Source organism: Janthinobacterium sp. SUN120 (assembly GCF_030397735.1).
Lineage (GTDB): Bacteria > Pseudomonadota > Gammaproteobacteria > Burkholderiales > Burkholderiaceae_D > Janthinobacterium > Janthinobacterium kumbetense.
Genome location: NZ_JAPUBW010000004.1, coordinates 283,696 through 296,595, shown reverse-complemented (window position 1 = coordinate 296,595; position 12,900 = coordinate 283,696). Strand labels below are relative to the sequence as shown.

11 protein-coding genes are annotated in these 12,900 nt (G+C 60.1%); 7 read left to right on the top strand and 4 right to left on the bottom strand.

Features of this window, described 5'->3' with window-relative positions; all coding sequences use genetic code 11:
- Positions 1-101: 101 nt before the first annotated feature.
- Positions 102-860, bottom strand: a complete 759-nt coding sequence (locus O0879_RS21955) for a 5'-methylthioadenosine/adenosylhomocysteine nucleosidase (protein WP_289918749.1) — start codon at positions 858-860, stop codon at positions 102-104.
- Positions 861-2,337: 1,477 nt separating this feature from the next.
- On the opposite strand from O0879_RS21955, the gene O0879_RS21950 reads away from it, so the two are divergent.
- The 7 genes from O0879_RS21950 to O0879_RS21920 all read left to right on the top strand — a co-directional run bounded on the left by O0879_RS21950 (position 2,338) and on the right by O0879_RS21920 (position 11,073).
- On the top strand, positions 2,338-3,963 hold the full coding sequence (locus O0879_RS21950) for a GMC family oxidoreductase N-terminal domain-containing protein (RefSeq protein WP_289918747.1): 1,626 nt from the start codon (positions 2,338-2,340) through the stop codon (positions 3,961-3,963).
- Between the two features lie 133 nt (positions 3,964-4,096).
- Complete coding sequence (locus tag O0879_RS21945; protein ID WP_034752653.1) at positions 4,097-4,867, top strand: ABC transporter ATP-binding protein; 771 nt, start codon at positions 4,097-4,099, stop codon at positions 4,865-4,867.
- Complete coding sequence (locus tag O0879_RS21940; RefSeq protein WP_289918728.1) at positions 4,867-5,595, top strand: ABC transporter ATP-binding protein; 729 nt, start codon at positions 4,867-4,869, stop codon at positions 5,593-5,595. Before O0879_RS21945 ends, O0879_RS21940 begins: the two co-directional genes overlap by 1 nt.
- A gap of 76 nt (positions 5,596-5,671) precedes the next feature.
- On the top strand, positions 5,672-6,880 hold the full coding sequence (locus O0879_RS21935) for an ABC transporter substrate-binding protein (RefSeq protein WP_289905993.1): 1,209 nt from the start codon (positions 5,672-5,674) through the stop codon (positions 6,878-6,880).
- Positions 6,881-7,039: 159 nt separating this feature from the next.
- Positions 7,040-7,924 (top strand): branched-chain amino acid ABC transporter permease, encoded by an 885-nt coding sequence (locus tag O0879_RS21930; RefSeq protein ID WP_034752662.1) that lies wholly within the window; start codon positions 7,040-7,042, stop codon positions 7,922-7,924.
- A gap of 31 nt (positions 7,925-7,955) precedes the next feature.
- On the top strand, positions 7,956-8,936 hold the full coding sequence (locus O0879_RS21925) for a branched-chain amino acid ABC transporter permease (RefSeq protein ID WP_099665951.1): 981 nt from the start codon (positions 7,956-7,958) through the stop codon (positions 8,934-8,936).
- Positions 8,937-9,012: 76 nt separating this feature from the next.
- The gene (locus O0879_RS21920) at positions 9,013-11,073 is read left to right on the top strand and encodes a 3-hydroxybutyrate oligomer hydrolase family protein (protein WP_289918724.1); all 2,061 of its coding nucleotides are present in this window, start codon (positions 9,013-9,015) and stop codon (positions 11,071-11,073) included.
- Between the two features lie 65 nt (positions 11,074-11,138).
- On the opposite strand, the gene O0879_RS21915 is transcribed toward O0879_RS21920, so the two are convergent.
- From O0879_RS21915 to O0879_RS21905, 3 genes are all read right to left on the bottom strand, one after another.
- Complete coding sequence (locus tag O0879_RS21915; protein ID WP_289918722.1) at positions 11,139-12,296, bottom strand: iron-containing alcohol dehydrogenase; 1,158 nt, start codon at positions 12,294-12,296, stop codon at positions 11,139-11,141.
- Positions 12,297-12,372: 76 nt separating this feature from the next.
- On the bottom strand, positions 12,373-12,534 hold the full coding sequence (locus O0879_RS21910) for a hypothetical protein (RefSeq protein ID WP_289918720.1): 162 nt from the start codon (positions 12,532-12,534) through the stop codon (positions 12,373-12,375).
- Complete coding sequence (locus O0879_RS21905; protein ID WP_289905988.1) at positions 12,531-12,890, bottom strand: NADH-quinone oxidoreductase subunit A; 360 nt, start codon at positions 12,888-12,890, stop codon at positions 12,531-12,533. Before O0879_RS21905 ends, O0879_RS21910 begins: the two co-directional genes overlap by 4 nt.
- Positions 12,891-12,900 lie beyond the last annotated feature (10 nt).

Here is a 12,900-nt window from a genome sequence, read left to right as displayed (position 1 = left end):
GGCAAGGCGCCTAGCCCTGAACATTTTTCAGGCTCCTTTATTGAAATAAGAAGGGCGGAACCAGTGGTTCTGCCCTTTTTTTATGCACGCTAGCTGAAAAATCAGTTAGCCAGGCGCTGGCACAGCTGCTGGATCACCGTCAACGCGTACGGCGAAGCGACGGTTTGCACGAAGCGCATGAAGTCGACGGCAGCCTCTTCGTTGGCGTTGTCGGAAATGGTGCGCATGACGGTAAACGGCACGCCCAGTTCAAAACACACTTGCGCCACGGCCGCGCCTTCCATTTCGACGGCCAGCAGGTCGGGGATATCTTCTTTCAGCTGGTTCATATGCGCGGCGCTGCTGATGAACTGGTCGCCGCTGGCGATCAGGCCGCGATGCACTTGCGCGTGCTGCAGGCTGAATTGCGCAATATCCGCCGCCTTGAGCACGCTGGACACATCGTCACGCAGGAAATCTTCCGCGGCGGCAGCCAGTTGCGTGCTCAGTTGCATGTCCGTGGCAAAGCGCTGCAGTCCCGTCAGCGGCACTTCGAAGCGGGGAAACAAAGGACGGGCATCCATATCGTGCTGCAACAGCGCTTCGGCCACGACGATATCGCCGACTTTCACGTGTTTATCCCCACTGCCGGCCACGCCGGTGAAGACGATGTGGGTAACTCCGTACTTTTCCACAAGGATAGAAGCTGTCATGGCGGCGGCAACCTTGCCCAGACGCGACAGGACGCACACAGCGTCAATATTCCACAGGGTTCCCAGGGTGTAGTCGCGCATGCCGTGCGAACGCCTCTGGGGGCCTTGCATGGCTTCTACCAGCCCTTGCTGTTCTTCGTGCAAGGCACTGATGATGCCTAAACGCATTTTTTTGTGTGAATTCATGCTGTTTTTACAGGTTTTTTGGATTGCCAAACGGTTTACAGGGTGAAAACAGCTATTTCGGTGACTTTTCCATCGTTCGCGTTTGTCTCTGTGTTTTAAATAAAGATGTATACATAAAAATAGTAGTGATAGTAAACGGCCATTTTTTTGTGGATAAGTCGGTATACCGTATAAAAATCATCGACTTGGCGCACAAAAAAGTAGGCGCACAAGCATTGTATCTACGGAGGACTTGTTTGGGATAAAAATCGGGCTGTGGACAAAGATCGACTTTTCCCACATCTCATCCTGTGGATATGCAGGCACTTATCCACAGCAGCAAGCAGAAATCACGGATTTTCTTGCTGTCGTGACATGGTTGACGTGCTTTGCATACCGCTGTTGTTGTCCGGCAATCCATTTTGAGCAGCCACGAGCGCGGTTCTTGCATGGACGTATGCGTTCAAGCGATTCCTGGAAGACGGTTTGGCAGTGGCTTTGACTGTCGCCGTTGGCTTTTTTTTTGGCGGTTTTTGCATGCTTTTTGGAAATATCCCCGGACTTTCGCTTTTTTTATCGGTTTACAATAGATCTATATATAAAAATAGTAGTAATAGTAAACGCGTTTTTTTCTGTGGATAAGTCGCTTTTTTTCAACAGGATCAATCGTTTACGCGAAAAATAAAGCGTGCATAATCGCTGTATCACGCGAGGAGCAAAATTGTATAAAATGCGGGCCTGCGCAAAAGTTCGTGTTTACGCACAAGTCATCCTGTGGATATCAAGTGACTTATCCACAATCGTCTCAAATTCCCCCTCTTTTTCACATCGAACCGCTTGCTGGCACTGTGCCTGCTCAAGCCTGTTGACGTTTCCATTTTGCAAAACGGTTTGGCAGTGCTGTGCGCGTGATGCCGGCCGTGCCGGTTTTCGTCGCGCAGTTGTTGGCGCCATTTTTTTTTTGTCAGTCAAAGCAGCTTGCCGGTTTTTTTTTTGCAGACAGCCTGGCGTAGCTTCTTGACGGCGAAGGGTAGGCAAAGCGCGCGTTGTCGGGTTTACCTTAACAAGTTCGTATACAAGAATAGTAATAGTAGTTAACGGCGACATCTTCTGTGGATAAGTCCGGATTTATCCTTGTAAACAATCGCTTGGCGTACGGATAAACGCTGAGTAAGGGTTGTATCTGCCGGGGATGGTTTTGGGATAAAAAAAAGGCGTCCAAAAAAATTTTCGTTTACGCACATATCGTACCTGTGGATATCCATACGGTTATCCACAGCTTGGCGACCCTGTTTTTGAGCTTGCCGTGATGCTCGGCCGTATCGCGGGCCACGATTAATGTCGCCCTGGCCCGGCACTGGTGGTAATCTCAAGGCGGCTCAGCAGCCATGCATGCATGAAGAAAGACAGACTCTGGTACAGGGACGCGGCGGGGAGACACGCCGCGCGACAGCTTGATGGCATACCGAAAGGAGCTTCATTGGAATCGGCAGGCGAATACGACTACATCATCGTGGGCGGCGGCACGGCAGGTTGCGTGCTGGCCAACCGGCTCACGCGCGACAAGGACGCCAACGTTTTGCTCGTGGAAGCGGGCGGCAAGGACGATTACGTGTGGATCCACATCCCCGTCGGCTATCTGCATTGCATCGGCAATCCCCGCACGGACTGGCTGTATTCCACGCAGGCGGATGCGGGCCTGGGCGGGCGCAGCCTGATCTATCCACGCGGAAAAGTGCTGGGCGGCAGCTCTTCCATCAACGGCATGATCTACATGCGCGGCCAGGCCGGCGATTACGACCACTGGGCCGACCTGACGGACGACGCTTCCTGGCGCTGGGACAAGGTCTTGCCGCTCTTTAAACAAAGCGAGGATTACTACGGCGGCGCCTCGGAAAACCACGGCGTGGGCGGCGAGTGGCGCGTGGAAAAACAGCGCCTGTCCTGGGATATCCTGAATGCATTCCGCGATGCGGCGCAGCAGGTCGGCATCCCGAAAACCAGCGATTTCAATGGCGGCGACAATAGCGGCAGCGCATATTTCGACGTCAACCAGCGCCGCGGCATCCGCTGGAATACCTCGAAAGCGTTCTTGAAACCGGCATCGCGCCGCCCGAACCTGACCATCATGACGGGTTGCCACGTGGAACGTCTGCTGCTGGAAACGACGGACGCGGGACCGCGCTGCGCGGGCATCGTGTTTACGGGCGGCGGCACGCAGTGGCAGGCGACGGCCCGGCGGGAAACCCTGCTGACGGCGGGCGCCATCGGTTCGCCGCAATTGCTGCAATTGTCCGGCATCGGCCCGGCCGCCTTGCTGCAGCAGCATGGGATTGTGCCGGTGCTCGATGCGGCTGGCGTGGGTGGCAATTTGCAGGATCATTTGCAGCTGCGCATGGTTTACAAGGTGCAGGGCGTGAAAACCTTGAATGTGATGGCCAGCAATATCGTGGGAAAAATGCAGATCGGCTTGCAATATGCGCTGTTCCAGAGCGGGCCCATGTCGATGGCGCCGTCGCAGCTGGGAGCGTTCGCCAAGTCCGATCCGCAGCAAGCCACGCCGAACCTGCAATATCACGTGCAGCCGCTGTCGCTGGATAAATTCGGCGAACCGTTGCACTCTTTTCCCGCGTTTACGGCCAGCGTGTGCAATCTGCGCCCCACCTCGCGCGGCCACGTGCATATCGCGTCGGGCGACAGTTATGCGGCGCCGAAGATCGTGCCCAATTACCTGAGTACCGAGCAAGACCGCGCCGTGGCGGCCGACGCCTTGCGCCTGACGCGGGCCATCGCTGCCGCGCCGGCGTTAAGTAAGTTTGCGCCACAGGAATACAAGCCCGGCGTGCAATTCCAGAGCCAGGAAGAACTGGCGCAGGCGGCCAGCCAGATCGGCACCACCATCTTTCACCCGGTCGGTACCTGCCGCATGGGCCTGGCCAGCGATCCCTTGAGCGTGGTCGACAGCCAGCTGCGCGTGCTCGGCGTGGCTGGTTTGCGCGTCGTCGATGCTTCCATCATGCCGTACATTACTTCTGGTAATACGAACTCGCCCACCGTGATGATCGCGGAAAAAGCGGCGCAAATGATACACGCGGCCTGGAAATAGCTGGGCAAGCGTGCGAGTTTGCGCCATTCGGGCCGGCGAAAAATCCCCGTAGTTATACTGTATTGTGCGTTAAATTTAAGTTGTGTATTATAAAAATGACTAAGTAGTACAAAAAGTACAACTAGGAGACACGATGTCAAACGTAATCTTGGAAACAAGAAATTTGACCAAGGAATTCAAGGGATTCACCGCTGTGAGCGACGTGAACCTGAAGGTAGAGCGGGGCCATATCCACGCCTTGATCGGTCCGAACGGCGCCGGCAAGACCACGTGTTTCAACTTGCTCACCAAATTCCTGGTCCCCACTTCCGGACAGATCCTGTTCAATGGGAAAGATATCACGGCCGCCAAGCCGGCCCAGATCGCGCGCATGGGCGTGATCCGTTCCTTCCAGATTTCCGCCGTCTTCCCGCATTTATCCGTGCTGCAAAATGTACGCATCGGCTTGCAGCGCCAGCTCGGCACCTCGTTTCACTTCTGGCAAAGCGAACGGGCATTGAACCAGCTCAACGACCGCGCCATGGCCTTGCTGGCCGAAGTCGACCTGACGGAGTTTGCCGACACCATCACGGTCGACATGCCGTATGGCCGCAAGCGGGCGCTGGAAATTGCCACCACCCTGGCGATGGAGCCGGAAATGATGCTGCTCGACGAACCGACGCAAGGCATGGGTCATGAAGACGTGCACCGCGTGACGGAACTGATCAAAAAAGTGTCGGCTGGCCGCACGATTTTGATGGTGGAACACAATATGAGCGTGGTGTCCGGCATCTGCGACAAGATTTCCGTCCTGCAGCGTGGCGCCATGCTGGCCGAAGGCAGTTACGCGGAAGTGTCGCGCAATCCGCAAGTGATGGAAGCGTACATGGGCACCACCCACGCGGAACTGGAAGGGGCGCATTGATGGCGACACGAGCGAATGGCGGCGCACCCGCGCTGGAAATTGCACAACTGCACACCTGGTATGGCGAATCGCACATCCTGCACGACGTGAACCTGAAAGTGGAGCAGGGCGAAGTGGTGACCTTGCTGGGCCGCAACGGCGCCGGCCGTACCACCACCTTGCGCGCCATCATGGGGCTGACGGGCGCACGCACGGGCTCCATCAAAGTCAACGGCGTCGAAGCGATAGGTTTGGCCACGCACAAAATCGCCCACCTGGGCATCGGGTATTGTCCTGAAGAGCGCGGCATTTTTTCCTCGCTGTCGACGGAGGAAAACCTGTTGCTGCCGCCTACCCTGGCCAGCGGCGAGAAGGGCATGTCGGTGGAGGAAATCTACGCCATGTTCCCGAACTTGCAGGAACGCCGCCACAGCCAGGGCACGCGCCTGTCGGGCGGGGAACAGCAGATGCTGGCCGTGGCGCGCATCCTGCGCACGGGCGCGCGTTTGCTGCTGCTCGATGAAATTTCCGAAGGCCTGGCGCCCGTCATCGTGCAAGGCTTGGCGCGCATGATCACCACCCTGAAAGCGAAGGGTTACACCATCGTCATGGTGGAACAGAATTTCCGGTTTGCCGCGCCGCTGGCGGACCGGTTTTATGTGATGGAGCACGGTCAGATCGTCGAGACTTTTGCTGCATCCGAACTGGAGGCCAAGATGCCGGTATTGACCGAGCTGCTTGGCGTGTAGTCCCCATGTAGTCTGTTGTACTCGTCATCGTCCAGCAATCGACTGAATAGCAAACAATAATCCCAACGGAGACACTATGAAACGTAACGCTATCGCCATTGCCACCGCCACTCTTTGCGCCCTGGGCTTGTCCAGCGCCGCGCACGCCCAGGTATCGGGCGACACCATCAAGATCGGTTTTATTTCCGACATGTCGGGCGTGTATTCCGACGTCGACGGCCTCGGTGGCGCGGAAGCCATCAAGATGGCGATCGCCGATGCCGGCGTGGTGCTGGCCGGTAAAAAGGTGGAATTCATTTCCGCCGACCATCAAAACAAGGCCGACATCGCCGCCTCGAAGGCGCGCGAATGGTTCGACCAGCAGGGCGTCGACATGCTGATCGGCGGCACCAATTCCGGCGCCAGCCTGGCCATGGCCAAGGTGGCGGCGGAAAAGAAGAAAATTTTCATTGCCATCGGCGCCGGTTCGTCGCGCCTGACGAATGAGGAATGCACGCCGTACACCGTGCATTACGCGTATGACACGGTGGCGCTGGCGCGCGGCACGGGCGGCACCATCGTCAAGCAGGGCGGCAAGAACTGGTATTTCATGACGGCCGACTATGCGTTTGGCCATTCGCTGGAAAAAGACACGGCCGAGGTCGTCAAGGCGGCCGGCGGCAAGGTGCTGGGCAGCGTCAAGCATCCGCTGGGCGCTTCCGATTTCTCTTCCTTCCTGCTGCAGGCGCAAGCGGCAAAACCGCAAATCCTCGGCCTGGCCAATGCCGGCGGTGACGCCATCAACAGCATCAAGGCCGCCAACGAGTTCGGCCTGACGAAATCGATGAAGCTGGCCGGTTTGCTGATCTTCATCAATGACATCCATTCGCTGGGCTTGAACTTGACGCAGGGCATGTACCTGACGGACGGCTGGTACTGGGACTTGAATGCGGAGACGCGCGCCTGGTCGAAACGCTATTTCGCCAAGATGAAGAAGGAACCGTCGATGCTGCAGGCGGCCGACTATTCGGCCGCGGCGAACTACCTGAAGGCCGTCAAGGCGCTGGGCACGGACGACACGGAAAAGGTCATGGCTTATCTGAAAAAGACCAAGATCAACGACATGTTTACCCAGAATGGCGAAGTGCGCCCCGATGGCCGCATGGTGCACGATATGTATTTAATGGAAGTCAAGAAACCGTCCGAGTCGAAGTACCCATGGGATTACTACAAGGTGATCGCCACCGTGCCCGGCGCGCAAGCGTATGTGACCAAGGCCGAGTCGAAGTGTTCGCTGTGGAAGTAATGCTGTAGCAATCTCTACAGAGTGCCCGCCGCTGCGCGGGTGCTCTGTCCTGCACGCTTCGCCCGCAGGGTTCGCCTTGCGCCGCCGCTCCCGTTTGCGGTGACGCGTTTCCCTTGATACCACACCGCTACCCGGCGGTGCTTTTTATACTGTGATGCCATGGAAATTTTCGGCGTTCCAATACAAGCGATGATGAGTCAGCTGCTGCTGGGTCTCGTCAACGGCTCGTTCTATGCCATGTTGTCCCTCGGTCTGGCCGTCATCTTCGGCTTGCTTAATGTGATTAATTTCTCGCACGGCGCCATGTACATGATGGGCGCCTTCCTGGCCTGGATGGGCCTCAGCTATTTCGACATTAATTACTGGGCCATGCTGGTCATCGCCCCGATCCTCGTCGGCCTGGTCGGCATCCTGATCGAAAAGACCATGCTGCGCTGGCTGTATAAACTCGACCACCTGTATGGCTTGCTGCTGACCTTCGGCATCACCCTGATCATGGAAGGCGTGTTCCGCTCCTTCTACGGCGTGTCGGGCCAGCCGTATGCCGTGCCCGAAGCACTGGCCGGCGCGACGGACCTCGGTTTCATGATCTTGCCGAACTACCGCGCCTGGGTGGTCATCGCCTCGCTCTCCGTCTGCCTGGCGACCTGGTTCGTCATCGAAAAAACCAAGCTGGGCGCCTACCTGCGGGCCGGGACGGAAAACCCGAAACTGGTGGAAGCGTTCGGCATCAACGTGCCGCTGATGGTGACGTTGACGTTCGGCTTCGGCGTGGCCCTGGCCGGTTTCGCCGGCGTGCTGGCGGCGCCCATCATCCAGGTCTCGCCGCTGATGGGCTCGAACCTGATCATCGTCGTGTTTGCCGTGGTGGTGATTGGCGGCATGGGTTCCATCATGGGCTCCATCCTGACGGGCCTGGGCCTGGGCGTGATCGAGGGCCTGACCCGCGTGTTCTACCCGGAAGGCTCGGCCACCGTGGTGTTCGTGGTGATGGTCATCGTGCTGCTGCTGCGTCCCGCCGGCTTGTTCGGCAAAGAAAAGTAATCCTCATCAGTCATGTATTGGAGCTACCACGATGAATAAGAATGTAGGCTACGCCATTGCCTTGCTGCTGGCGTTGGCGGCCCCGTTTTACGGCTATCCCGTCTTCCTGATGAAGTTGCTGTGCTTTGCCCTGTTTGCCTGCGCTTTCAACTTGCTGATCGGCTATACGGGCTTGCTGTCGTTCGGCCATGCGGCCTTCTTCGGCGGCGCCGGCTATGTCACCGGCTATGCGCTGCGCACCTGGGGTTGGCCGACCGAGCTTGGCTTGCTGGCCGGCGTCGTCACGGGCGCCTTGCTGGGCCTGGTGATCGGCGGCCTGGCGATCCGCCGCCAGGGCATCTACTTTACGATGATCACCCTGGCACTGGCGCAGATGGTGTACTTCCTGGCCTTGCGCCTGCCGTTCACGGGGGGAGAGGATGGCTTGCAGGGTGTTCCACGTGGAACCTTGCTGGGCACGATAGACCTGGGCAATGACACCGTCCTGTACTACGTCGTGCTGGCCATTTTTGTCGCCGGCTTCGCCCTGATCGTGCGCACCATCCACTCGCCGTTCGGACAAGTGCTCAAGGCGATCAAGGAAAACGAACCGCGCGCCATCTCGCTGGGCTATGACGTCAACAAGTACAAGCTGATGGCCATCGTGCTGTCCGCTTCGCTGGCCGCACTGGCCGGCGCCACCAAGACGCTGGTGCTGGGCTTTGAAACCCTCACCGACGTGTACTGGGGCATGTCGGGCCTGGTCGTGCTGATGACCTTGGTCGGCGGCATGGGTACCTTGTCCGGCCCCATCCTCGGCGCCGTGTTGATCATCGCGCTGGAAAACAAGCTGGGCGATGTTGGCACCTACCTGGCCACGCACACGGGCATCGAGTGGTTCGGCACCCTGGGCGAATCGGTGGGCATGGTGACCGGCGTGATCTTCGTCATCTGCGTGCTGATGTTCCGGCGCGGCATCGTCGGCGAAGCCATCGCGCGCTTCGGCGGCAGGCCAGCCAAAGCCGCTGTCTGATTTTCAAGCAACGCCGGACGGATCGTCCGGCGTTTTTCATTGTGCGTCCACTGTTACCTTAACGGAGAGAACCACCATGCAAACGACGATCACGCGCGCGGGGAGCAGCCTGTGCACCCTGCTGGCGTTGGCAGCCTGCGGCAGCAATCATGCACCGGAAGAACGTAACCAGATACCGGGCTACCTGGGCACCATCACGCGGACCGACTACGACGGCAAGACGAACGATCTGCTGACGGCCGGCCTGGGCAAGACGGGGCTGGCGGGAGCGACTCCCGCGTATGCGAACGCGGAGCAGCCGACGCCGGTCGAATTGCGCCGCAATGCGATCTACGCCAATTACCGCGCCGTGCTCGACATTGCCGCCAACAGCGGCTACGGCACCTTGTACGGACCGAACGTGGATGCGTCCGGGACCGTGGGTACGGGCGAAGGACTGATCGCCGGCAGCGAATACATCGCGTATGCCGACGATGGCACGGGCAAGAGGAATGTCACCTTGATGGTGCAGGTGCCGGCCAGCTTCGACCCGGACCATGCCTGCATCGTCACGGGCACGTCCAGCGGCTCGCGCGGCATTTACGGCGCCATCGGCAGCTCGGGCGAATGGGGGCTGAAAAAGGGTTGTGCCGTGGCGTATGCCGACAAGGGTTCCGGCACGGGTCTGTATGTGTTTGAAGATGACAGCGTCAACCTGCAGAACGGCGTGCGCGCGGGCAGGGTGGCCGCCGGCAAGAACGCGCTCTTCGCGCCGGACTTGAGCGATGCCGACCGGCTGGCCTGGGCCGCTGCCAACCCGAACCGCATCGCCTTCAAGCACGCGCATTCGCAGCAGAATCCGGAAAAGGATTGGGGCAAGGTCACCCTGCAGGCCATCGAGATGGCGTATTACGTGTTGAACGAGCGCTATGGGGTGCTGGCCCGCGACGGCAGTTCGCGCGTCGTGCGGCTGACGCCGAAGAACACGATCACGATTGCCTCCAGCATTTCCAACGGCGCCGGCTCGGCCTTGCTGGCGGCGGAACAGGATAGCAAGGGCTTGATCGGCGGCGTGGCGGCCAGCGAGCCGCAAGTCCAGCCGGCGCCATCGACTGCCTACAGCGTGCGCCAGGGCGGGGCGGTGGTGGCCAATCCCGGCCGCGCGCTGTTCGACTACGCCACCTATGCCGCCCTGTACCAGCCATGCATCGCTTCCGTGGTGGGCAATGCGGGCCGCTGCACGGCGCTGGTGAGCAAGGGCATGCTGAACGGCGCCGACCTGGCGGCGCAGCAGGCGGACGCGAAGCAGCGCTTGCGCGCGTATGGCTGGTTAGCGGATTCCGATCCGCTGCAGGCGGCGCACGCGGGCACGAATATCCTCGTGGCCGTCACGTATGCGTATGCCTACGGCAAATTCTCCGTGACCGATAAAGTGTGCGGTTTCACGTTTGCGCAGACGGATCTCAGCGGCAATCCGATCGCGTTTACCACGGCGCAAAAGGCTGTCAGCTTTGCCGCGCAGAGCGGCATCGTGGGCAATGTCGTGTACGAAAACAGCGTGGGCGGCGCCAGGGTGTACACGGCCGGCGTCTCGCCGTCGAGCAGCCTGGCGGACCAGTCGCTCGACGGCTTCCTGTGCCTGCGCAGCCTGGCGACGGGACGCGATGCCGTCAGCAACGCCAACTTGCAGGGTACGCTGGCCGCGCAAAGCGTGCGCGTACGGGCAGGCATGGCCGAGGTGCAGGCGACGGGCAAACTCAATGGCAAACCGGCCCTCATCGTGCATGGCCGCAGCGACACCTTGATTCCCGTCAATCACGCCTCGCGCGCCTATCTGGGGCTGAACGCAGCGGTGGAAGGGACGAATAGCCGCCTGCGTTATATCGAGGTGACCAACGCGAACCACTTCGATTCCTTCAGCAGCGCCTTGCCGACCCTGATCGTGCCCCTGCACGTGTACCTGAACCGGGCGCTGGACGCCATGTATGCGCACTTGAACGCCAAGCAAGCCTTGCCGCCATCGCAGGTGGTGCGCACGGTGACGCGCGCCGATGCGTCGACCCTGATCACGAATGTCAACGTGCCGGCCATTGCGGCAACGCCGGCGGCCGGCAATGTCATCAGCGTGACGGGCACGGTGGTGGATATTCCCAACTAGCGGCTGCTCGTGGTCGCAAGGCTAGCCACGCGCCATGCGTGGCTTTTTTTATGTCTTGTATGTTTTTACAGCGCGGCCGCATAGATGGCGCGCGCATCGCCGCGCGTGACGGGACGGGGATTGTTGCCCAGCAAGCGCGTCTGCAGCATGGCTTCATCGGCCAGCCGGTCCAGGTCGCTGGCCGCGATGCCCACCTCGCGCAGGGTGCGGGCGATGCCCGTGGCCGAGGCAATCTCCTGCATGGCGTCGATCAAGGCATTCGCCCGCGCCTCGTCGCTGCCCGTAATGCCGGGCTGCACGATGGCTGCCAGTTGCGCGTACAGGGGCGCCGCGTGGGACAGATTAAAGCGCAGCACGTGTGGCAGCACCAGCGCATTCGACAGGCCATGTGGCACGTGGAACAGGCCGCCGATGGGATAGGCGAGCGCATGCACGGCGGCCACGGGGGCGTTGGCAAACGCCTGGCCGGCCAGCATTGCGCCCAGCAGCATGGCTTGGCGCGCCGGCAAGTGGCTGCCATCGCGGCAGGCCGTGAGCAGATTGCCGGACAGCAGCGACAGCGCCTGGATGGCCAGCATGTCGGACAAGGGATTTTTCAGCAGGCGGCTGGTGTACGCTTCGATCGCATGCACCATGGCATCGATGCCGGTGGCAGCCGTCACGGCGGGCGGCAAGCCCAGGGTCAGGCGGGCGTCGAGGATGGCCAGGTCCGCATACAGTTGCGGCGCGACCACGCCCATCTTGCTGGTGGCGCCCGTGGTGACGATGGCGATGTGCGTCACTTCCGAGCCCGTGCCCGCCGTGGTCGGCAATTGCACCAGGGGCAGGCGCTGGCCGTGGACATTGCCGATGCCGTACAGTTGGGCCAGCTCCTGGTGGCCGGGGACCAGCACGGCGATCAGCTTGGCCACGTCCAGCGAGCTGCCGCCACCGAGGCCGATAATCAGTTCCACGTGAAACATCCGGGCCTGGGCCACGCCTGCCAGCACGATGGCTTCGGGCGGATCGGCTTGCACGTCGGAAAAAACATGGGTGTCGATGCCTGCTGTCCGCAAGCTGTGCAGAGGGGCATCGACCAGTCCCGTGTGCAGAAACCCTGCATCGGTGACGAGCAGGGCGCGGCGGACGGTGGGGAAGTGATGGGCGATATGCGCGCCCAGTTGGGCGGCGGCGCCCGGTTCAACGATCAGATGCGGCACGGTGCGGAACTGGAAGGCGGGCATGCAGACTCCTGGCGGCAAGGACAGAAGCCAAGCTTACTCCGCTTTCCCGCTCCGCGTATGTTTCACGTGGAACCATTTAGTCTTGCAGCTGGCTGGCCAGCCCCAGGCTCACGAGCAGCGACAGGCTGGAGACGGCCGCCAGCACGCGGAACGTGCGCGCACCTTGCCGATACTCGCGCACGGCCGCATAGGCCAGGCCGGCACCCATCAGCAGGTTGAGCAACAGCAGCTTGCTCATTCCCACTCCAGCGCGCCGCGTTTCCATTCATAGGCCAGGCCGATGGTCAGTACGCCCAGGAAACCCATGACGGCCCAGAAGCCATGCAAGCCCAGTTCATTGACGTTGGCCGCCCACGGCATCAGGAAGATCACCTCGATATCGAACAGGATGAACAGGATGGCGACCAGGTAGAAGCGGATGTCGAACTTCATGCGCGCATCGCCGAACGCTTCGAAGCCGCATTCATACGGCGACAGTTTTTGCGGGTCCGGCTTGTGCGGACCCAGCGCGCGGCCCAGCAGCATGGGCACGATGCCGACGAGGATACCGATCAGAATGAACAGGAGAACGGGAAAATAGTTTTCGAGGAGCATGGGGATTCCT

Bases quoted from the DNA above. Each gene is read 5' to 3' on its own strand.
- O0879_RS21925 (WP_099665951.1), top strand. From the start codon at position 7,956: ATGAATAAGAATGTAGGCTACGCCATTGCCTTGCTGCTGGCGTTGGCG.
- O0879_RS21920 (WP_289918724.1), top strand. From the start codon at position 9,013: ATGCAAACGACGATCACGCGCGCGGGGAGCAGCCTGTGCACCCTGCTG.
- O0879_RS21935 (WP_289905993.1), top strand. From the start codon at position 5,672: ATGAAACGTAACGCTATCGCCATTGCCACCGCCACTCTTTGCGCCCTG.
- O0879_RS21910 (WP_289918720.1), bottom strand. From the start codon at position 12,534: ATGAGCAAGCTGCTGTTGCTCAACCTGCTGATGGGTGCCGGCCTGGCC.
- O0879_RS21945 (WP_034752653.1), top strand. From the start codon at position 4,097: ATGTCAAACGTAATCTTGGAAACAAGAAATTTGACCAAGGAATTCAAG.
- O0879_RS21940 (WP_289918728.1), top strand. From the start codon at position 4,867: ATGGCGACACGAGCGAATGGCGGCGCACCCGCGCTGGAAATTGCACAA.
- O0879_RS21930 (WP_034752662.1), top strand. From the start codon at position 7,040: ATGGAAATTTTCGGCGTTCCAATACAAGCGATGATGAGTCAGCTGCTG.
- O0879_RS21915 (WP_289918722.1), bottom strand. From the start codon at position 12,296: ATGCCCGCCTTCCAGTTCCGCACCGTGCCGCATCTGATCGTTGAACCG.
- O0879_RS21955 (WP_289918749.1), bottom strand. From the start codon at position 860: ATGCGTTTAGGCATCATCAGTGCCTTGCACGAAGAACAGCAAGGGCTG.
- O0879_RS21905 (WP_289905988.1), bottom strand. From the start codon at position 12,890: ATGCTCCTCGAAAACTATTTTCCCGTTCTCCTGTTCATTCTGATCGGT.